This window comes from Myxococcus sp. MH1 (genome assembly GCF_059738865.1).
This window is the reverse complement of record NZ_AP026947.1, coordinates 10,020,059-10,040,452: the sequence shown is the minus strand read 5'-3', so window position 1 is coordinate 10,040,452 and position 20,394 is coordinate 10,020,059. Positions and strand designations below refer to the sequence as shown.

Annotated in this window: 14 protein-coding genes; 7 read left to right on the top strand and 7 right to left on the bottom strand. The window is 71.1% G+C overall.

Features of this window, described 5'->3' with window-relative positions; genetic code table 11:
* Positions 1-85 precede the first annotated feature (85 nt).
* Complete coding sequence (locus AC6JA9_RS39765) at positions 86-1,225, bottom strand: protein kinase domain-containing protein (RefSeq protein WP_223751934.1); 1,140 nt, start codon at positions 1,223-1,225, stop codon at positions 86-88.
* 560 nt (positions 1,226-1,785) lie between these two features.
* Between AC6JA9_RS39765 and AC6JA9_RS39760 the strand changes: the two genes are divergently transcribed.
* A complete protein-coding gene (locus AC6JA9_RS39760) occupies positions 1,786-2,256 on the top strand; it encodes a helix-turn-helix domain-containing protein (protein WP_324289143.1) in 471 nt (156 codons plus the stop codon).
* 3 nt (positions 2,257-2,259) lie between these two features.
* Here AC6JA9_RS39760 and AC6JA9_RS39755 read toward each other — a convergent pair whose 3' ends face one another.
* On the bottom strand, positions 2,260-2,511 hold the full coding sequence (locus AC6JA9_RS39755) for a hypothetical protein (RefSeq protein WP_223751933.1): 252 nt from the start codon (positions 2,509-2,511) through the stop codon (positions 2,260-2,262).
* Positions 2,512-2,946: 435 nt separating this feature from the next.
* Between AC6JA9_RS39755 and AC6JA9_RS39750 the strand changes: the two genes are divergently transcribed.
* The 6 genes from AC6JA9_RS39750 to AC6JA9_RS39725 all read left to right on the top strand — a co-directional run bounded on the left by AC6JA9_RS39750 (position 2,947) and on the right by AC6JA9_RS39725 (position 13,573).
* Positions 2,947-5,688: a TonB-dependent receptor domain-containing protein gene (locus tag AC6JA9_RS39750; protein ID WP_497960824.1), complete on the top strand. Its 2,742-nt coding sequence runs from the start codon at positions 2,947-2,949 to the stop codon at positions 5,686-5,688.
* Between the two features lie 180 nt (positions 5,689-5,868).
* Positions 5,869-7,668 (top strand): hybrid sensor histidine kinase/response regulator, encoded by a 1,800-nt coding sequence (locus AC6JA9_RS39745; protein ID WP_223751932.1) that lies wholly within the window; start codon positions 5,869-5,871, stop codon positions 7,666-7,668.
* Between the two features lie 391 nt (positions 7,669-8,059).
* On the top strand, positions 8,060-9,907 hold the full coding sequence (locus tag AC6JA9_RS39740) for a sensor histidine kinase (protein WP_497958693.1): 1,848 nt from the start codon (positions 8,060-8,062) through the stop codon (positions 9,905-9,907).
* Between the two features lie 221 nt (positions 9,908-10,128).
* Complete coding sequence (locus AC6JA9_RS39735; protein ID WP_223751930.1) at positions 10,129-11,100, top strand: hypothetical protein; 972 nt, start codon at positions 10,129-10,131, stop codon at positions 11,098-11,100.
* 450 nt (positions 11,101-11,550) lie between these two features.
* A complete protein-coding gene (locus tag AC6JA9_RS39730) occupies positions 11,551-12,411 on the top strand; it encodes an MbnP family copper-binding protein (RefSeq protein ID WP_223751929.1) in 861 nt (286 codons plus the stop codon).
* Positions 12,412-12,427: 16 nt separating this feature from the next.
* Complete coding sequence (locus AC6JA9_RS39725) at positions 12,428-13,573, top strand: methanobactin export MATE transporter MbnM (RefSeq protein WP_223751928.1); 1,146 nt, start codon at positions 12,428-12,430, stop codon at positions 13,571-13,573.
* A gap of 9 nt (positions 13,574-13,582) precedes the next feature.
* On the opposite strand, the gene AC6JA9_RS39720 is transcribed toward AC6JA9_RS39725, so the two are convergent.
* The 5 genes from AC6JA9_RS39720 to AC6JA9_RS39700 form a co-directional block, all read right to left on the bottom strand.
* Positions 13,583-14,518: a WD40 repeat domain-containing protein gene (locus tag AC6JA9_RS39720; RefSeq protein ID WP_267699043.1), complete on the bottom strand. Its 936-nt coding sequence runs from the start codon at positions 14,516-14,518 to the stop codon at positions 13,583-13,585.
* Between the two features lie 83 nt (positions 14,519-14,601).
* Positions 14,602-17,004, bottom strand: a complete 2,403-nt coding sequence (locus AC6JA9_RS39715) for a hypothetical protein (RefSeq protein ID WP_223751926.1) — start codon at positions 17,002-17,004, stop codon at positions 14,602-14,604.
* Between the two features lie 11 nt (positions 17,005-17,015).
* Positions 17,016-18,554, bottom strand: a complete 1,539-nt coding sequence (locus AC6JA9_RS39710) for a hypothetical protein (protein ID WP_223783926.1) — start codon at positions 18,552-18,554, stop codon at positions 17,016-17,018.
* 36 nt (positions 18,555-18,590) lie between these two features.
* Positions 18,591-19,388 (bottom strand): hypothetical protein, encoded by a 798-nt coding sequence (locus AC6JA9_RS39705; RefSeq protein WP_497958692.1) that lies wholly within the window; start codon positions 19,386-19,388, stop codon positions 18,591-18,593.
* Between the two features lie 27 nt (positions 19,389-19,415).
* Positions 19,416-20,381 carry a hypothetical protein gene (locus AC6JA9_RS39700; protein WP_223751923.1) on the bottom strand — a complete coding sequence of 322 codons (966 nt, stop codon included), beginning with the start codon at positions 20,379-20,381 and terminating at the stop codon, positions 19,416-19,418.
* Positions 20,382-20,394: the final 13 nt, after the last annotated feature.

The following is a 20,394-nucleotide window of genomic DNA, read 5'->3' as shown; positions in this document are numbered from 1 at the left end:
CCAGCCGCGGCGCGTCGAGACGTCCTCGCGTGGACGTCCCGGGTGTCCACCCGTGAACATCGGGCGATTCGGAGGTGAGCGAAGCTCAGCTCGCGGGGTCCTCCTCCGGCAGCAGCCTGTCCTCCAGCACCTCCTCCGGGGACTCGCCCGCCTGCACGCGCAGCGCCGCGTAGCGCAGGCCCGTCACCTCCGCGAGCGCCTCCGCCCGGCCGAAGACCAGCCCCGCGCGGCGCGCGTACAGCCGCAGGGCCCGCGCCAGCTCCGCGCCCGTGGAGAAGCGCTCCTCGCGCGCCGGCGCCAGCGTGCCCCTCAGCAGCGGCTGGAAGGCCGCCGGCACCGAGCGCAGCGCGTCCTCCAAATCATCATGGCCGTAGGCACGGATGCGGCGGCGCAGCTCCCGGGCGGCGGCCAGGCCCACCGCGTTCTTCATGGCGTCCTCCAGCGCCTCGCCGGCGTCGGACGGCGGCTGGGTGAGCGCGCGCTCGTGGCGGTGGCGGCGCTCGGCCTCGAAGCGGTCCGCGCCCTCGAAGAGGTGGCGGCCGGTGAGCAGTTGCAGCAGCACCAGCCCCAGGCCGAACAGGTCCGCGCGGCCGTCCAGCGGCTGGCGCGCGACGTGCTCGGGCGCGGCGTAGGCCAGGCTCACGGGGGGCGCGGCGCGCGCGGCGTCCCCGGAGAACACGCAGGTGGCGGCGCCGAAGTCGAGCAGCTTCACCGCGCCGTGCTCGGTGACGAGGATGTTGTGGGGTGCCACGTCGCGGTGGACCACGCGCAGCGGGTGGCCGTGCTCGTCGGTGAGGGTGTGGGCGTGGTGGAGCGCCTCGGCGATCTCGGCGGCGACGTAGAGCGCGAAGCCCTCCGAGAAGGGCAGGTGCGAGCGGGAAGACGCCTCCAGCAGCGCGTCCAGCCGGTGGCCGGGCGTGTGCTCGAAGACGAGCACCGGCGTGTCGTCCGGGCCCTTGAGGTGGTGCACGGAGACGACGTTGGGGTGGTGCAGCAGCGCGGTGAGCCGGCCCTCCTCCAGCAGCCGGTGGATGGCCGCGGCGTCCTCGCCCAGCGGGCGCTTGATGACCGCGTAGCCGCAGAAGTCCGCCTCGTAGCGACGACGGGCGAGCAGCAGCTCCCCATGGTGCGCGGCCCCCAAGGACCTCACGAACTCATACGACGCGCGGCCGGAGCGCAGCAGGACTTCCGGAGGCATGGAGGCGTCGGACGACGGGGGCGACATGGTCGGCTCTCCTTGCGACGGCGATGGGCCCGTGGGCGCACCGTGAAAAGTATGTTCGTCCTCCGGCTGGAAGTCACCCCATGGGTAGTGCGTGCCCCGTCCACCGCGGCCGGCTCCCAGCGCCCGTTCCTTTCGCGCGCCATCCGTCCGCTGACGGTGGAGCCCCTGCCCGGGGTGGTTCCTGTTTCCGACCTTGAACAGTTTGGGGCCGAAGTCTTGATTTTCAGTTTTGCGAATGGGAGGTGTGAGGTGGGCTCCGAGGGATGTCCAGGACCTGGGAGGGCGGTCCCGGATGGCCAGGGAAGTCCAGCGGTGGACGCTGGACGTCCCAGGTCGGATGGAGCGAGGCCCACCGAGGGGCGGCGGGGGGAGGGCGGTGGACGCGCGAGGCCGGGGTGGGAGGGGTGGCGGGAGGGCTGGACCCGGGTCCGAGGACTACCCGGCGTATCGGTATTTCGCCTGATGACGTGGTGGGTTATAAGCCGGTCCGGACACACGTCCGAGGGAGGCCTGAGGCGGTGCAGGCCGGGGCCTCGGTCCGAACTCACAAGGTTGACGCGGTGAAGACCCACCCTGCAGGTTCCTCCACCCCTCGCAAGTCGTCCCGCGCGTCCAGCAAGGGCCGACCGAGCGACCGTGCCCGTCAGTCGCGTCAGCAGCTGGAGCGGCGGCTGGCGGTGAGCGTGGGCGAGGAGGCCCGCTCGGCGCGGATGCGCGCGGGGCTGACCCAGGCGGACGTGGCCGAGCGCATCGGCATCGCCGCGGAGGTCTACGGGCGGATGGAGCGCGGGAAGATGATGCCCAGCGTGCCCACGCTGTTCCGGCTCTGCCTGGCGCTGCGGCTGTCGGCGGACGTGGGGCTGGGGCTCGTGACGGCGGCCTCGGTGGGGGCGGCGCTGTGGGAGGAGGACTCGCGGGACAAGGACCACCTGCCGGAGATGCGGCGCCTCTTGCGCACGCTGCGGCGCATGTCCCGCGGACAGCTCAAGCTCGTCAACCAGGTGGCCGCCGCCATCCTGCCGCAGCGCTGAGCGTCAGCGGCTCGGCAGGCAGAGCGTGTCGGCCGGGCAGCGCTCGGGGAGCGGTGCTCCGGGGCGCACGGACTCCCCCGGGTGCGTGGGCGTCTCACGGGGAGCCCGTGTCTGCTCCGCGGTGAGCGCGCCCCGCGCGGTGGACTCGGCCGAGGCGGCGGGCATGAAGCTCAGCGCCACCAGCACCAGCAACACGCCCAGCAGCAGCTGGAGCAGGCGACCTCGCAGGATGCGGAGGGAAGGCGGGGCGATCATCTCGCGAGCCTCCGCGCGGCGCGCGCTCGGGCGAGGACGACGCCCCGGCCCACCGGAGAGGCCGAGGACACGAGGGGAGACGGGGACGACGACGGGGCGATGACGGCCCGCCGGCACCAGGACAGGGACAGACGAAAACGCATGACGCGGGGCTCCGGAGTGCGGGGAAGTTGGTGAGCCCTCCCTCTGGTGTCCTCCCTCCCTCCAGGACAGGCCCGTTGTTCACCCCAGGACGTGCCACGTCCCCTCCGTCCGGCACCGGACGCGGGGCGCGCGCGACGATTGCCCGTGCTCTCCGGGTGACGCCTCGGCGGCCTGGGCGCTTGTCACCCCGCCGGGTCCCTGGCCTCATGGAGTCTCGAGGGGCCCACGAGAAGCGACGTGACGGATTCGATTCGGGGAAGGCGGCGGCGAGGACGCTGGCCGCGCGTGCTCATGGCGGTGTGGCTGCTGGCGCTGTGCGCGCCGGTGGGCCGCGCGAGCGCCCAGGCCCCGTCCACCCCCGACGCGGGCGTGCCCCCCGTGGCCGCCGAGGTGGACCTCTCGCGCACGGACGCGGGCTGGACGGTGGACACGGGGCCCTCCGACGCGGGGTCCGTCTTCCTGCCGCCCACGCTCGCCCAGGATGCCCCCGCGCCGTATCCGCCCCAGCTCGCCGCCGAGCGCGTCTCGGGTGTCGTCCGGCTGGAGCTGCTCATCGACGCGTCCGGCGAGGTGGAGTCCGCCACCCTGGTCCAGGGCATCCACCCGCTGTTGGACCGGGCCGCGCTGCACGCCGCGCCCGGCCTGCGCTTCACGCCCGCCACCGTGGACGGCCAGCCGGTGGCGGTGCGGCTGGGCTTCGAGTACCGCTTCGAGGCGCCCGTGCTCGCGCCCGACGCCGTGGCCCAGGCCCCCGTCACGCTGAGCGGGCGCGTGCGCACCAAGGGCAACCGGCGCCCCGTCGTCGGCGCCACGCTGGTGTCCGAGGCCGCCCCCGACGCGCCGGTGCAGACGGACGCGCAAGGGTTCTTCCAGGCGCGCTGGCCCGCGGGGGAGCACCGCGTGCGCGTGTCCGCGCCAGGCCACAAGGCGGGGACCTTCCGCGAGGTGCTCAAGGCGCAGGAGGCGCTGGAGGTGGTGTACGGGCTGGAGCCGCTGGTCATCAACCCGTACGAGACGGTGGTGCGCGCGGACCGCGAGCGCACCGAGGTCAGCCGCGTGACGCTGCACGACGCGGAGCTGCGCGAGGTGCCCGGCACCATGGGCGACCCGTTCCGCGTCGTCATGCTGCTGCCGGGCGTGGGCAGCATGCTGTCCGGCGTGGCCTACCCGGTGGTGCGCGGCAGCCAGCCCGCGGCCACGGGCTACTTCCTGGACGGCATCCGCGTCCCCATCCTGTTCCACCTGTTCCTCGGCCCCGCCGTCATCCACCCGGACTTCATCGACACCATCGACTTCTTCCCGGGCTCGCCGCCGCCGCGCTACGGGCGGCTGCTGGGCGGCGCCATCGAGGGCCGGCTGAGCCGTCCGCGCGATGACCGCGTCCACGGCAGCGCGTACGCGGACCTCATCAACGCGGGCTTCTTCCTGGAGACGCCGTTCCCGTCCACCGGCACCAACGTCAGCGTGGCGGGCCGCTACTCCTATACGCCGTGGCTCATCGCGCTGGCGGCCAACAAGCTGCAGGACCCGCCCGCGCCGGGGCGGCTCAACGAGAAGGTGGTGCTCGACTTCTGGGACTACCAGCTGCGCGTGGAGCAGGACGTGGGCCGGGGCAAGCTGCGGCTGTTCGCGTTCGGCTCGTCGGACACCTTCGGCACCGAGGCCCAGGATGAGTTCGGCGACACGGCGATGCAGTCCATCGTCTTCCACCGCATGGACCTGCGCCACCGCCACCCGCTGGGGGGCGGAGAGCTGGAGCTGGGCGTGACGTGGGGCCTGGACCGCTTCGCCATCGTCAGCAGCGACCCGCCGAGCGACGCCACCGCCATCCACATCGACCAGGGCACGTGGGCCGCGCGCGCGGGCTACACCGTGCCGTTGGACCCCGCCGTGACGCTGCGGCTGGGCGGGGACGTGGACCACAAGCGCGCCATCGTCGACTTCTACGAGCTGACGCCCGACGAGCAGACCGAGCAGCTGGCCCCCGTGGCGCTGGCCACGTTCATGGGCGCGTGGGCGGAGCTGGTGTACCAGCCCTCGCCCCGGTGGTCCTTCGTGCCGGGCCTGCGCGTGGACAGCTACCACCTGTCGCCCGGCATCGACCACGCGGTGCTGGAGCCCCGGCTCACCGTGCGCCACCAGTTCAACGACGCGCTGGTGCTCAAGGGCTCCGCGGGCCTGTTCCACCAGCCGCCCACGTCCCTCATCAGCCTGCCCGTGGTGGACGTGGGCAGCCTGCTGTTGGGCCTGCAGCGCGGCGTGCAGCTGTCGCTGGGCGCCGAGTGGAAGGCGCTCAAGGGCCTGGAGCTGGGCGTGGACGCGTACGTCAACCCGCTGGTGCGCACGATTGAGCTGACGCCCTTCTCCGACGAGGGCCTGACGGACGAGGAGACGCCGCTGCCGGACCCGGAGCCCGGCATCCCCGACCGGGGCGACATCGACTTCCCGGACTTCCAGAGCAGCGGCGTGGCCTACGGCCTGGAGCTGCTCATCCGCCACCCGCTGGGGGACAACTGGTTCGGCTGGCTGTCGTACACGCTGCAGCGCAGCCTGCGCCGCACGCGCTTCTACCGGTACGACTTCGAGGGCAACGTCATGGGCGAGGCGACGGGGGATTTGCCCTTCGCGTTCGACCAGACGCACGTGCTCAACCTGGTGCTCAGCTACAAGTTCTCCAACAGCGTCACGCTGGGCGGGGTGCTGCACTTCAACACCGGCCGCCCCGAGTACGGGACGCTGGGCACCCAGACGCACCGTCCGGGACGCGACGCCACGGGCCGGCCGTCGTGGGTGAAGGCGGACCGGGACGCGGTGGACCGGCTGCCGCCGTTCTTCCGCTTCGACATGCGCCTGTCGAAGGCCTGGGTCTACGAGACGTTCAGCCTGGAGGCCTACCTGGACATGCTCAATGTCACCATCAGTCAGGAGACGGTGAGCTTCGAGTACGACGGGGGCGGCGGCCGGCCGCTGTCCAAGAAAGCCGTGGGGCTGCCCATCGTCCTGCCCATCCTGGGGATGAAGGGGCGATACTGAACCCCACGATTGATGGATAGCGCACGCTTGCCGGCCCTCCCCGCGAGCGGCTTGCCCCAGGAGGGGGAGGGCACGGTTTGATTCGGGCCTGGAGCGTGTTGAAGGGAGCCGACCTGCCCCCAGGACGGATGGACACTCCCAGGCTCGACGGTGGACCGCCCGACATCAGGTGAAGACGCCATGTTCCACGAAGGGATTGCGACGACGATGTCGGAACGGCCGCCGCGGCGGGAGACGTCTCCGCGCGGCGTGATGGGGCTGGCCAGCCTCCCCGCGCCGCAGGACAGTGCTTCCGACAACACCCTGCTGCAGGGCGCCGAGGCGCCCGGCGTGCTGGTGGTGGACGACAACCCCGCCAACCTGGTCTCGCTGGAGGCCATCCTCGAGCCGCTCGGCGTGCGCCTGACGAAGGCGAGCTCGGGGGAGCAGGCGCTGCGCTTCCTGTTGCGCGAGGACTACGCGGTCATCCTGCTGGACGTGCGGATGACGGGGATGAACGGCTTCGAGACCGCGTCGCTCATCAAGCAGCGCGAGCGCACGCGCAACGTGCCCATCATCTTCCTCACCGCGTACGGCCGCGACGACACGGAGCTCGTCACCGGCTACTCCACCGGCGCGGTGGACTTCCTGCAGAAGCCCTTCCCGCCGGAGGTGCTGCGCTCCAAGGTGTCCGTCTTCGTGGAGCTGTTCCGCGCGCAGCACCAGGTGCGGGCGCAGGCGGAGCTCTTGCGTCAGAAGGAAGCGGAGTCGCGGGAGCTGGCGCACCGGGCCGCGGGGCACATCGACCGGCTGCGCGACTTCACCGCGCGGCTGTCGGAGGCGAGCACCGTGGCGGAGGTGTGCCGGGCCCTGTTCGAGCAGGGGCTGGTGGCCGCGGGCGCCAAGGCGGGCGCGGTCAATCTCTTGAGCGATGACGGCGAGGCGCTCGAAATCGTGGACGCGGTGGGCTACCCGGAGCAGGTGCTGTCGCGCTGGCGGCGCATCCCCCTGTCCCAGCGCGTGCCCCTGACGGAGGCGGTGCGCGAGCAGAAGCCCATCTGGCTGGGCTCGCTGGAGGAGTGGACCGAGCGCTACCCGCACCTCAACGCGCACGGCATCCACGAGTCCGCCATCGCGCTGCCGCTGCTGGTGAAGGGGCGGGCGCTGGGCGTCATCGGCCTGTCGTTCGCGCGGGCGCGGCTGTTCACGGAGATGGACCGGGCGTTCTTCTCCGCGCTGGCGCACGCGTGCGCGCAGGCGCTGGAGCAGGTGCGCCTCGTCACCGAGGAGCGCCGCGTGCACGAGGAGCTGCGGCGGCGCTCGGAGTTCGAGCAGCAGCTGGTGGGAATCGTCAGCCACGATTTGCGCAACCCCCTGGCCGCCATCTCCATGTCGGTGGGGCTGCTGGAGAAGAAGAACGAGCTGTCCGACAGCCAGAAGCGCACGGTGCAGCGCATCGGCCAGGCCTCCGAGCGCGCGGCGCGGATGATTCGCGACCTGCTCGACTTCACCAAGGCGCGGCTGGGCGGCGGCATCGCCCTGCACCGCCAGCCCACGGACCTGAAGGACGTGGTGACGCAGGTGCTGGACGAGGTGCAGGTGGCCCACCCCGGGCGGCATGTCGACGTGGAGGTGGCGTCGGACGTGCGCGGGGAGTGGGACCCGGACCGCATCGCCCAGGTGCTGACGAACCTGCTCTCCAACGCGCTGGCCTACAGCCCGCAGGGCGCGCCCGTGCGGCTGCGCACGTTCGCGGAAGGGGGCCACGCGCTCATCAGCGTCTACAACGGCGGGGACCCGATTCCGCACGAGCTGTTGTCGCGGCTGTTCGAGCCGATGACGCGCGGCTCGCTCAAGGAGGGCCAGTCCAGCCGCAGCATCGGCCTGGGGCTCTACATCGTCCGGGACATCGTCCGGGGGCATGGGGGCAGCGTGGACGTGGTGTCCTCCCAGTCCGACGGGACGACCTTCACGGTCCGCCTGCCCCGGCTGACCGGGTGAGTCGCGCCCTGGCCCCTGTGGGTGCGGCGCCTTCCTGCCCTGGGGGGCAGTGGCGGGTGTCGCCCTGGGTGCATTTTGCTTCGGGGCGCGGGTCGGTAGGGGGCCGCGGCGCCCCGGGTGGGTTCGGGGCCGCGGGGCGGAGTGTCTCTCGCCAGCGCAATGCTTACGGGTGAGCACTGCGGGAAGGGCTGTACCCGAGGACAAGTTCGCGACACCTCGGACATGGCACTCTCTGCCAACGCGCGGTGCGCGCCCCGGTCCCCGCACGTGGGCTCCAGGGGTGCTGCTCGCCGGGGGGAAGTCGATGGTGAGCCTGTCGTCGCTGCCGGGGCCTGCCCTGGCACGGTCGCTCCATGCCGCAAGTCCCGCACCGTGCATCCGCCTGGAGGCCGTGCGGGGGAGCTCGGGAGAGGTGCTCGACTTCGAGTGCGCGTCGCTCAACGCGGCCGCGGAGCACCTGGTGCGCGACTGGGGCGTGCCCTCGTGTGTCTCGCGCTGGGCCCAGCAGGGGCTGGGCGGCGTGGACCTGGAGGCGTGCGTGCGCACGGCGTCGTCCGGTGTGCCCCTGGCCGCGACGCTGCGGCTGACGCGCGACGGGCTCCACGGGCGCTTCCAGGTGGTGGGCGTGAGGGAGGCGGAAGGGCTGGTGCTGTGGCTGCTGGAGCCGGAGGGGGGGGGCCCGGCGGTGGTGGAGGGCGCGCTGGAGCGCGAGCGCGAGGCGCGGCGTCGGGCGGAGGCGGCGCTGGAGGCCGCGCGCGACGCGCTGGCTCGCGAGGAACTGCTGCGACAGGCCTTGTCCAAGGCGCGCATGGTGGCGTGGGAGTGGACCGAGGCGCGGCGCGCGGTGACCTGGTCCCAGGACGCGGCGGGCTTCTTCGGCCAGTCGCCGGGCGCGCTGGGCGGCTCGCTGCCGTCCTTCCTGTCCTGCGTCGTGGTGGAGGACCGGCCCCGGGTGGCGCGGGGCATCGAGCAGGCGCTGGCGATGGACGGCGCGTACTCGCTCAAGTTCCGCTGCCGTCACCAGGACGGCTCCACGCACTGGTACGAGGCGGTGGGCCAGAGCTTCCACGAGGAGGAGCGGCCCCACCGCATGGTGGGGGTGGTGGCGGACTGCACCGAGCGCGAGGCGGCGGAGGCGGTGCTGCGTGAGGCGGAGGAGCGCTACCGGCTGGCGGCGCGCGCCACCCATGACGTGTTGTGGGATTGTGATTTGGAGACGGGCCGGGTGCGCTGGGACGGAGGCCAGGAGGAGCTGTTCGGCTACGGCCCGGAGGCGGCGGACCACGACTTCGCGTGGTGGACCCAGCGGCTGCACCCCGACGAGCGGGAGTCGGTGTCCCGGGGCCTGCACGACTTCATCGCGTCCGACGAGGACGCGTGGCAGGCGGAGTACCGCTTCCGCAAGGACGACGGCGGCTGGGTCCACGTCCTGGACCGGGGCGTGCTGTCGCGCGACGCGGCCGGGCGGCCGGTGCGGATGATTGGCTCCATGATGGACATCACCGAGCGCAAGCGCACGCTGGAGCGGCTGGCGGAGGAGGCGGAGTTCCGCGAGCGCTTCATCGGTATCCTCGGCCACGACTTGCGCAACCCCCTCAACGCGATAACGCTGTCCGCGCGCGCCCTGCGCCGGCGCGCGCCCCTGAGCTCCACCCAACAGCAGATGGCCCAGCGCATCGAGGCGAGCGCCGAGCGCATGGGCACCATGATTTCGGACATCCTCGATTTGACGCGCGCGCGGCTGTCCGGCGGCATCCCCTTGCAGGTGGCGCCGGCCAACCTGTCCAACGTGTGTCGACAGGTGGTGGAGGAGCTGTCGGCGGTGCATCCGGACCGCTACATCGCCTTCGACGTGGACGGCCGCTCCGACGGGCTCTGGGACGCGGACCGGCTGGCGCAGGTGCTCAGCAACCTGGTGGGTAATGCCCTGGAGCACGGCGCCCAGGATGCCCCCGTGCTGCTGCGATGTCTGGATTTGGAGACCCGGCAGGTGGTGGAGGTCCACAACCCCGGGGCGCCCATCCCCGCGCCGCAGCTGGCGACGCTGTTCGACCCGTTCCGTCAGGCGGGCGCCGCGCGAGAGAAGGGCCGGCGCCGCGGCGGGCTGGGCCTGGGCCTCTTCATCGTCCGGGAAATCGTCCACGCGCATGGCGGCAGCGTGGACGTGCGCTCCTCCGAGCTGGACGGCACCACCTTCACCGTGACGCTCCCGCGCGACGCGCGACGCGCGAGCCGGTAGATGTTTCACGCACGGCTCGCGGTGTGTCACGGCCCGTGAATCACCGTCCACCGTGAGGCGATACACGGCGCAAGCGTCAGCCGTCTCACGCTGACGCTGTCTGGCGAAGGACTTCCTCCCAGGAATTGGACGTGAGGACACCTGTCACCTCCGGCGACAGGGACTACCCGTTGTCTCAGCCGCGGAGGTGCCGCGGTGACCCCCAACGCGGAGCCTGTCCCATGCGCTTGTCCTTCATCCGTTCCCAGTCTCGTGGTTTCTCGTCCCGTCTCGTCCGCGCGTGGGCCCTGCCCGCGCTCCTCGCCGGCGCCGTCGGCTGTGGCCCGGAGGGCGTGAGCCCGGTCGACCCGAGCGAGTCGGTGGATACCCACGAAGCCGGCCTGGTGTCGACGAACGGCTTGTCGACGAACGGGCTCTCCACCAACGGGCTGTCGACGAACGGCCTGTCCACCAATGGCTTGTCGACGAACGGGCTCTCCACCAACGGGCTGTCGACGAACGGGTTGTTCAATACATGGTTCAGCTCGAACCCGGCGGCGGGCGACCAGCTGATGCGCTACGTGGCCCGCTGCGCTCTGTCGTCCTCCCAGACCCTGACGTACACCCATAACGGAACGACGTACTCGTGGCCCGGCTCACTGGGGCTGGCGCCGACCTGGTCCACCACGAACCAGCCCGCGTCGGTGGCGGAGCAGCAGGTGGTGTCCGCGTGCCTGGCGGCGCACGCGAACAAGTTCGGTGTGCACGTGAACATCTCCGTGCAGGGGCGCGGCGCGACGAACGTGAGCATCCCCACCACGACGGAGGAGGTCCAGACGTACAGCCAGAAGGAGGCGTGCTTCTTTGGCAACCTGTTCAACGGCGGGGGCCTCTTCGCGGCGAACGACGCCAACTACCTGGCCTATGACCAGAGCACGGTGCGCACCTGCGGCCTGTCGTCGTGGAGCGGCGACGCGGCGTGCGCGCCCACCATCCAGCACGTGGGCTCCTGCCTGGACCACTGTCAGCTGGACGCGACGCGCACGCACTACTCGCGCTGCACGTACAACGGCGTCGAGTACAAGCCGCTCGTCACCCGCATCCGTCCCCAGGACATCTACCGCTGCGGCGACGGCGTCTGCCAGGTCTCCGAGAAGTGCGGCACGGGCGTGACGCCGGACAGCTGCAAGGCGGACTGCGGCACCTGCCAGTGAGCTTCCTGGCGACCCGCCCATGACTCGCGGCTCCCCGCGCCGCGCGGAAGCGTGAGGCCCAACCCCGGGTGTCCTCCCCCTTCCCGATGAAGCAGCACCCCGAGCGTCCGTCCCAGACGCGCGAGTCGAGCCTTCCCCCATTCAGCACGCCCAGGTCTTCGCGAGGGACTTCCCCCGAAGTCTCCGAAGCCCGGGTCCCCCTCCTCGGTGAGTCGACTGCCCCTGGTTCCTGACCAGGCGGGCGGACGTGTGCGCCGGGATGACGGGGGGGACCCGAGGGCACGTCTGGCGGGGGACTGGCGATATGTCCGGATTCCGGCGGCGTTAGCGACCCCGGGGCTTCCGCCCGACGGCGGGCATTCCCGCCGCGACAACATGCCACAGCCGGCGGGTGTCCCCTTGCTGGTACCCATGCCTCATCGCTGAGTCACCGTCCCGGAGGTCATCTCGATGAACGCCGTCTGGAAGCCCCTGTCGCGAGCCCTGCTGCCCGCCCTGCTGCTCGCCGCCCAGGGCTGCGGCGGAGACGATGACGTCGAGTCCAAGGCGTACACCGTGCGCTTCAGCCCGCAGGTCCGGCAGGAGGCGCTGTCGTGCACCACCAGCTTCACCGACATCGGCACGTCGCGCGGCGTCATCGAGCTGCTGGACTTCCGCATGTACGTGCGCGACGTCACCCTCCTCCGCGCCAACGGCGAGCGCCACGCGCTGAAGCTCGCGCAGGACGGCGAGTGGCAGCGTGACGCCATCGCGCTCCTGGACTTCGAGGACGGCACCGGCACCTGCCGCACGGGCAGCCCCGGGACGCACCGCGAGGTGACGGGCACGGCGCCCGAGCACGACGACTACACGGGCCTGGAGTTCAAGGTGGGCCTGCCCCCGGACAGAAACCACCTGGACGTGGAGGTGGAGCCCGCGCCCCTGGACGTGCGTGACATGTGGTGGAGCTGGCAGGGCGGCTACAAGTTCGTGAAGCTGGACATCCGCTCGCAGCAGAACGCGACGTACTACTTCCACCTGGGCGCGTCCGGCTGTCAGGGCTCCAACGCGGATGGCTACACGTGCGGCGCGGCCAACCAGGCCACCGTCGCGCTGGACGGCTTCGACCCGGAGACGAACCAGGTGGTGCTGGACGTCGCGGGCCTGCTGTCGGAGCTGGACGTGAATCGCACGCCGACGGGCTCGGACATGATGCCCGGCTGCATGTCCGGCCCCACGGACCCGGAGTGCCCGCCGCTGTTGTCGCAGTTCGGCCTGAACGCGGACGGCACCCCCAAGGCGCTGCCGAAGACGTTCTTCAAGGTGCGCTGAGAGAAGGAGCGGGCTGATGTCTTCGCGTGCGGGGAAGCTGAGCGTGGCCGTGGCCCTGCTGTCGGCCGCGGGCTGTGGGGGTGACGCGCCGGGACGTCCGGCGCCGCCGGCCTACGCGTGGAGCCTGCCCGCGGGCTTCCCCGAGCCCTTCGTGCCCGAGGACAACCCCATGTCCGTGGAGAAGGTGGAGCTGGGGCGCCACCTCTTCCACGACGCGCGGCTGTCGGGCAACGGCACCATGTCCTGCGCGAGCTGCCACGAGCAGGCCCGGGCCTTCTCCGACGGCAAGGCCACGCCCACGGGCTCCACGGGCGACCACGTCGCGCGCAACTCGCCGGGCCTGGCCAACGTGGCGTACCTGGGCACGTACACCTGGGCCAACCCGCTCCTGGAGACGCTGGAGTCGCAGGCGCTGGTGCCGCTGTTCAACGAGTTCCCCACCGAGCTGGGGCTGACGCCGAAGCTGGAGGAGGCGCTCGAGCGGCTGCGCGCTGACGCGAAGTACCCGGAGCTGTTCCGCGCGGCGTTCCCGGACGCACCGGAGCCGGTGAGCCAGGGCTCCATCGTGAAGGCGCTCGCGTCCTTCCAGCGCACGCTGCTGTCGGGGAACTCGCCGTATGACCGCTACCTGCAGGGCGACAACGCGGCGCTGTCGCGCTCGGCCCGGCGGGGCATGGAGCTGTTCTTCGGCGAGCGGGCGGAGTGCTACCACTGCCACAGCGGCCGGCACCTCTCGAACTCGTTCCGCGCCAAGGACACCAAGCCCCAGGTGGCGCAGTTCTTCAACACGGGCCTGTACGACTTGGACGGCAAGGGCGCGTACCCGCCCGACAACCCGGGCCTGTTCGAGTTCACCCACGACGCGCTGGACCACGGCCGCTTCCGCGTGCCGCAGCTGCGCAACGTGGAGCTGACGGCGCCGTACATGCACGACGGCAGCATCCCCACGCTGGAGGCCGTCATCGAGCACTACACGTCCGGTGGCCGCAACGTGACGGAGGGGCCGCTGGCGGGTGACGGGCGCAACAACCCGAACAAGGACCCGCTGGTGCGGCCCTTCGAGCTGACCGACGAGGAGAAGCAGGACCTCATCGCCTTCCTGAAGAGCCTCACGGACACCGACTTCACCACCGACCCGCGCTTCTCCAATCCGTGGAAGTAGGGGCCATGTTCAGCGTGGCTCCGGAGGCAGGCCCCACAGGCCCACGGTGCCGTCGTCCTCGCCCCACGCGATGACGGTGCCGTCCGGGCTGAAGGCCGCGTTGGCGGCGTAGAAGTCGTTGTCCACCTCGTGGCGGAACACGCGCGTGCTCGTCCGCGCGTCGAGCACGCTGAAGCCGTACCGGGTGACGGTGAGCAGTCCGCCGTCGGGGCTGAAGGTCGCCTGGCTCGAGCCCGCCACCGGGCCCCGGAGCGTCCCGGCGAGGCCCCCGTCGCTCAGGCGGAAGCGCTGGATGCGCGGGCCGGTCGTCGTGGCGACCAGCTCCGTGCCCGCGGGGTGGAAGGCGACCGAGACGAACTGCTCGTCGGCCTCCACGTGCACGAGGATGGGATTGCCGCTCGCCACGTCCCAGACGACGACGTGGCCGCGCAGGCAGGCGGCGGCCAGCAGCCGCCCGTCCGGCGAGAACGCGAGCCTGGCGACCTCCTGCTGGGGCCCCTGGAGCTGACCGAGCGACGTCCAGGTCCGCGTGTCCCACAACAGCACGCTGCCGGTGAGGTCGTGCATCGCCAGCCGGGTGCCGTCGGGGCTCACCTCCAGCCCGCGCACCTCGTAGTCCGGTACGCGGCTCAGCCGCAGCGGCCGGCCGTCCTCCAGCGAGTACAGCCCGACCTGGAAGCGCGCGTCCGTCACCGCGAGGCCGCCGAGCGAGGGCAGCGCCTGCACCGCCACGCCTTGGGAGACGGTGACCTCGCCCAGCTGCCGCTCCTCCCGCCAGCGCCACCAGCGCAGCCGCTCGCCGCCCTTCTGCTCCAGCGCCACCAGCAGCTCTCCGTCGGAGGAGAAGGCGACCTGCTGGAACTCGACGGGGCCGGGCGCGGGCGTGCCCAGCCGGGAGCGCTGAATCCAGCGCGGGCCATTGTCGGAACGGAGGACCTGCGTCATTCGGCGGACTCCCGATACAAGAGACACGAAGGCCCCGGGCCACCCGTGGTGTGTCACGGATGGCCCGGGGATTCATCATCGCACTACGGCAGCAGGTCGAAGTGCGTCTGCTTCATCCAGACCTTCTCCAGCTCGTTGATGGCGTCGGGGTACTTGCTCAGCACCTCGTCGGGGCGCACGTTCATCGTCGCGGCGAACCAGTTGCGGACCTGGAGCATGGCGCCCGCCGAGTCCGTCCACTCGGGCGGACTGAAGACGTCCTCGTCGATGGGATACCCGTCGTCGTCGAACTTCTTGGCGCCCGTCACCTTGGCCACGATGGCATCCCGGTTGATGTTGCCCGCGGGGTCGGCGATCTCCCGTCGGAAATAGGCGGGCCGGGAGGGGGTGGCCGCTTGGATGCGGACGACGGAGCCATCCACGTGGACCCAGTTGCCGGACCCCGCCGGAGCCAGCTCCGTGAAGTTCAATTGCTGCAGCCGCGTCTTGAGCTCCGCCACCGTCTTGCCGGGCATGGTGCCCAGCGCCTTGACCGCCTGGCCATGCGTCAGGGCGTACTGGCGCTTGAGCGCGGGGAGGCTGAGCATGCTCATCTCCTCCAGCTCCCGCAGGCCCTTCTTCTTGAGGAGCTGGGCGAGCTTGCTGACGTGCTCCTCGCCCACGTTGACCATGATGCGTTTGACTTCCTTGCCGGTCAGCCCGCCCACGTGGGGGATGGCCTGGGGCCCCAGCGCCTGCACCATGTGCATGCGGGTGAAGTTGTCGGGGAGGTCGTTCCAGGCCCGGATGAGCGTCTCGCACTCGTTGGCGATGGCCTTGCCCAGGGGCGCCACGGCGTCGGCCACGCCGCGCCAGAACTTGCCGCTGCCGACGATGAGGCCCAGGCCGGAGAACATGCGCTCCCCCACCTCGAGCCGCCTGCCGCCGGGGATGCAGTGCTCCCAGCCGGTGACCACCTCGCACAGGTCGATGAAGTCGCCGACCGGCGTCAGCGCCAGGCCGAAGAACGCCACCTCCTTGATGATGACCTGGGCCTCCTCGCCGATGCCGAACAGCCGCGTGATGATGTTCGGGTCCTCGGCCATCGCGCCGTTCTCCACCGCCTGCCAGCCGCCGCGCAGACCGTCGAGCGTCTCCAGGATGGCGTCCTGCTGCGCGGTGGGCGAAGCGCCCTGCCAGAGGTTGAGGTTGGCCTGCAGCCCGTCCGCCTGGTTGCGGGTGTCCGCGCGTCCGCGCAGGTACTCGATGAGCGCCTTCGTGGACGGGCGCACCGGCGTGTCGAGGAACCAGCCCTCCTCGTCCATGTGCTGCCGCACCGTGTTCAGCACCAGGGTGCGGGCGTTGATGAACGCGCCCACCTCCTCCTGGGACACCGCCGAGCCGCGGCCCTGGATGGCCTTCTCGAAGATGTCCTGGTTCTGGCGCCAGGAGCGGGTGATGCTCATGAAGCCCGAGCGGTTGACCACCGCGCCGTTCTGCCGCGTCGTCTCCAGTTGCTGGAGCACCTGCTGCGCGTAGGCGAGGTACGGGTCGTTGTCCGGGTCGAAGTCGTCGGGCACGTTGAGGTCCGGCAGCTCCACGTCCGGGATGTCCTCGGCGTCCTTGCCCGGCTGGTAGGTGCCGGAGTCGCCCAGGTCCGGGCCGCTCGGCGGCGGCGTGCCCGCGAGCCAGTCATCCAGCCCGCCCAGCTGCCCGCGGAACTCGTCCATGATGCGCGTCAGCTCCGTGCGCAGCGCCTCCAGGTCCTTCTTCAAGTCCCGGAGCAGCTGCTGGAGCGCGCCGCGCACGCGCGGGTCGATGTCGCCGTAGCGCGAGAGGATGTCGTTGAGGTCCGCCTCGGTGATGGAGTCGAGCGGGCGCTTGGACAGCTCGTCGATCTCCGCCTTCAGCTCGGCGAGCCGGTCCAGCTCCGCCTGCGCGGCGGCGAGGTCGCCGCCGAGGCTGAGCAGCTGCGCCTTGCGGTCGTGCAGCGTCTGCTCCAGCCGCTCCAGGTTCGCCGACAGCCCGGGGTTGATCTCCTTCAGGTCGAGCATCACCGAGGACTCGCCCTCGAAGTGGGTGCCCCGGCGCTTGACCATGAAGAGGGGGCGGGCCGACAGGCCGCCCGTCTCCAGCGTGACGAAGTCATCCGCGATGACACACGTCTGCGTGGAGCCGGTGACGGCGGCGCCGAAGTAGAAGTGGTTCGCGCCCCAGCGCAGCAGCGTGGCGTTGAAGCCCGCCGTGAAGATGTTGGAGTCGTCGCCGTTGCCGTAGAGCACGTAGCGGTTCGGCGCGGTGTACGTGGGCAGGGGGACGGCGTTGACGGAGAAGTTCGCCTGGCCCTCCTGCGCCAGCCCGGTCGTGACCTGGCAGCTCCCCTGGCTGCGGAAGGACGTGGACTTCCAGGCGATGGCGTAGTTGCGGTAGGTGGCGTCCGCGTCGTCGGGCGCCAGGGCCGTGCCCGCGAGCAGCAGGGCCAGGGCCCGTGACAGGAATGGTCTCATGGGTGGGGTCCTCACAGGTCCGAGGCGCGCAGCGCGACGTCGTGCGAGAGCACGGCCTGGCGCAGGTTGCCGTTGTTGAGGTGGGTCTCCACGTCCACCAGGAGCGCCTCGGTGACACCGGCGCGGCGCATCTGGGTGACGTTGAGCCGCACCATGTTGGGCAGCGTCGTGTTGAGGTAGTTGCGCGCGCTGGTGAACTGGCGCCGGAGCGCGATGCAGCCCGACTCCATCCAGCCCGTGGCGTTGGGGCCCACGTGGAGGCACAGGGGCTCCAACTGGAGGATGCTCTCGAAGTCCACGTGCTTGGTGGCCAGGAAGAACAGGTTGAGCGTCTGGCTGCGGGGCGGCAGCTGCCACAGCGCGGTGGTGCGCGCGTTGGCGCTGGCGAGGAACTCCTGGGACGCCTTCAGCGTGGCCGCGTTGGCCATCGTCTGGCGCGTGGCCAGGTCCGCCTGGGCCGCCACGAGCGCCGTCTGACGCGCCGTCAGGCCCTGCAAGAGCTTCTTCACCACCTCCGCGACGCGGGCGTAGCGCGCGTCCGAGTAGCCGGCGATGTTGTTGAGGATGACGCCGGAGCGCTCCGTGAGGTTCACCTGGGGGATGGCGTGCCGGGTGATGAAGTCCGCGTAGTGCGCGAGCCTCGCCTGGTGCAGCGTCTGGAGCTGCGACAGCGCGTTGCCCAGCCGGCGCGACTCCATCCAGAGCTCCTGGGGCCGCTGGCTCTCGGTGCGGGCGAGCGTCACCAGCTCCAACTGCAGGGGGCCCATCTGGGCGATGGTCGAGGTGGAGGCGCGCTGGGCGATGTCCTCGAGCTGCGCGAAGACGGCGGCCTCCGTGCCGCGGTAGGTGACGAAGTCCTCGTAGACGTCGGTGATGGCGGGCGCCAGGGCCTGCACGGCGGAGTGATAGGCGTTGAAGGTGGCCTCGTAGGCGGAGAGCAGCTCGCGCTGCTCGGCCAGGTCCGCCTTGGCGGTGCCCTGCTCGGCGGCCGCGCGCGCCTTGAGCTTCTCACCCAGCTGTCCCCGGCGCTCGGTGATGCGCGTGCGCCGCCGCTTGAGCTCCTCCTCGGACGGGCCGGTCATCTCCGAGGCGAGGTCCGCCATCTTCGACAGGCTCTCCTCGTAGATGGTCATGGAGGCGCCCATCGACAGCCGGAAGTAGGACTGCACGCTCTCCACGTCGGCAATCCACTGGAGCGGCGCGGCGGGGTTGCCCTTCGGGACGAAGACGTAGGGCGACTTGCCGAGGCACTGCTGCCGCAGCTCGGCGTTCTGCTCCTGGTTGCACATGGCCTCCTGCAGGGGGCGGAAGTCGGAGAGGAGGGTGTCGATGCTGGTGCCCAGGGGCTTGCACAGCTTGCGGTCCCTGCCCCAGAAGAACATCTGGACGCAGACGTCGCTGGTCGACAGGGATTGCTCCTGGGCGGTGGGCGTGGAGGGGGCCTGGGACTCGACGGCGGGCGGCGTGCTCGCGTCGGTGCCGCAGCCGGCGGCCCCCAGGCAAAGCAGTAGCGAACCGAGGACGCGAGTCCTCGCGGGTCTTCTCGACATGGTGTGACTCCGAGGTTCGGAATATGGGGAGACGGCCTAGAGGCAGGCGCCGCCGTTGGCGAAGTCCGGGTAGCACTGGGCGCCGAACATCCGGACCTTCCACAGCAGGTAGCGCATCTCGTGGTCCGCGCGGGCCTTGCCGCTCACCACGAAGCGCACCTCCTGATTCGGATACACGACGGCCTGGAGCTCATGCATCTGGCGCAGGTTTGTGATGGCGATGTGGCTGGTCGCCTTGTTCACCCAGGCGCCGTTCTCCTGCACCTGCAGGGCGAGCGTGATTTCGCTGGTGGCGGCACCGGGCAGCGGCCACTGGTTGGGGACGAGCAGCTCCACCGAGCCTCGCACCAGGCCCGGGAGGTCCTGCGGGTGGCTGTAGTAGCCCATCGTCTGCGCCATGGGCACGAAGCCGTCCGTGGCGGGCAGCTGCGTCATCAGCCGGCTGTAATAGAAGACCTCCTCCTGGTACCAGCTGTCCCGGCTCGCGTGGAACACGGTGTTGCCGCCGAGCCAGTCCATGGTGGCCTTGCCCGCGCCGTTGCACGGCCAGATGTGTCCACCTGCCTCGACGTAGACGTAGCACCAGCCCGCGGGCAGCATCGACGGCCTGAACAGCGGCAGGTCGATTTCATAGCCGTGCACGATGATGGGCGGCGGCGGGTCCTCCTCGCCGCCTCCGCCGCCGCCGCCCGGACACGTCTCGCAGCGCGCCTGCTGCTCGGTGGTGTCGAGCGACGCGCCCGTGTCGTCGGAGACGTCGGTGGAGGAGGGGGCGCCGCACGCGGTGGCGCCGAGGAACAGCAGGGTGCACAGGCTCTGGATGAAGGTCTTCATGAGGGTGTTGTCCTGGGAAAAGAGGGGTCAGGGGTTGAGCCAGGGGGCCAGCTGCGCGGTGGCCAGGTCGACCTGGGCCTGGGCGGCGGCGGCCTCCTGGGCGGCGACCAGGTACTGCGCCTGGTACTGCTCCTTGGCGCCGGCCGCGGAGAGCTGGGAGAGCTTCTGGATGACGGGCAGCGCCGCGGGGCCGATGAGCTCCTCGAGCGTCTTGGGCGAGCCGTCCGGGTGGTGGTACTTCGTGGGGTCGCCCAGCGAGCCGAGCACGAAGTAGAAGTTGGTGAGGGTGATGCTCTCCTCGGGGGTGAGCACGCCGCCGCAGCCCATGGCCGCCTGGAAGATGACGGGGCCGGCCTCCAGCGCCTGGACGTGCAGCGCGTGCGCCGTCTCGTTGTTGAGGTCCACGAGGAAGCTGTTGGACAGCGTCTTCATGTAGTCGAAGGCGGCGCTGTACTCGACCAGGCTGGCCAGGTGCTCGCGCTGCGCCACCTTGGTGGCGAGCGTGCTTTGCAGGCCCTGGAGGATGGACTGCGCCTGGGCGGCGGAGTCCACGTCCACCTCGTTCCAGGTGATGTTGAGCGACACGCGGCACGTCTCGTTGAACGCGGCCGCGTTCGTCCACGGCGAGGAGTCCTTCAGCTCCAGCGAGGCGATGAGCTCGCGGTCCAGGTCCCTCAGGACGAGCTCCGGGGTGCCCAGGAAGGTGTAGCGGGTGCCGGCGTTGCCCGGCGGCGTGAGCGTCACCTCCAGCGGGTACTGGGTGGAGCAGTTGCCGGTGAGCACGCGCCGCACGGTGGTGCGCAGCGGCACGGCGCTGGTGAACGGCGTGGCGTTCAGCGTCTGCGTGGGAATGGCGCAGCGGGTGAGCCGGCCGCCGCTGAGCGTGCAGCGCGACGGTGAGATGAGGTCCACGACGGACGTCTCCGCGAGCGCGGGCGCGCTCCAGACGAACGTGGACAGGACTCCAACGGAGAGTGCGGTGGTGAGTTTCATGGCTGTCTTTGCG

Coding starts and splice junctions, on each gene's coding strand:
- AC6JA9_RS39720 (WP_267699043.1), bottom strand. CDS start 14,518: ATGACGCAGGTCCTCCGTTCCGACAATGGCCCGCGCTGGATTCAGCGC.
- AC6JA9_RS39735 (WP_223751930.1), top strand. CDS start 10,129: ATGCGCTTGTCCTTCATCCGTTCCCAGTCTCGTGGTTTCTCGTCCCGT.
- AC6JA9_RS39705 (WP_497958692.1), bottom strand. CDS start 19,388: ATGAAGACCTTCATCCAGAGCCTGTGCACCCTGCTGTTCCTCGGCGCC.
- AC6JA9_RS39715 (WP_223751926.1), bottom strand. CDS start 17,004: ATGAGACCATTCCTGTCACGGGCCCTGGCCCTGCTGCTCGCGGGCACG.
- AC6JA9_RS39700 (WP_223751923.1), bottom strand. CDS start 20,381: ATGAAACTCACCACCGCACTCTCCGTTGGAGTCCTGTCCACGTTCGTC.
- AC6JA9_RS39745 (WP_223751932.1), top strand. CDS start 5,869: ATGTTCCACGAAGGGATTGCGACGACGATGTCGGAACGGCCGCCGCGG.
- AC6JA9_RS39725 (WP_223751928.1), top strand. CDS start 12,428: ATGTCTTCGCGTGCGGGGAAGCTGAGCGTGGCCGTGGCCCTGCTGTCG.
- AC6JA9_RS39730 (WP_223751929.1), top strand. CDS start 11,551: ATGAACGCCGTCTGGAAGCCCCTGTCGCGAGCCCTGCTGCCCGCCCTG.
- AC6JA9_RS39755 (WP_223751933.1), bottom strand. CDS start 2,511: ATGATCGCCCCGCCTTCCCTCCGCATCCTGCGAGGTCGCCTGCTCCAG.
- AC6JA9_RS39765 (WP_223751934.1), bottom strand. CDS start 1,225: ATGTCGCCCCCGTCGTCCGACGCCTCCATGCCTCCGGAAGTCCTGCTG.
- AC6JA9_RS39710 (WP_223783926.1), bottom strand. CDS start 18,554: ATGTCGAGAAGACCCGCGAGGACTCGCGTCCTCGGTTCGCTACTGCTT.
- AC6JA9_RS39750 (WP_497960824.1), top strand. CDS start 2,947: ATGGCGGTGTGGCTGCTGGCGCTGTGCGCGCCGGTGGGCCGCGCGAGC.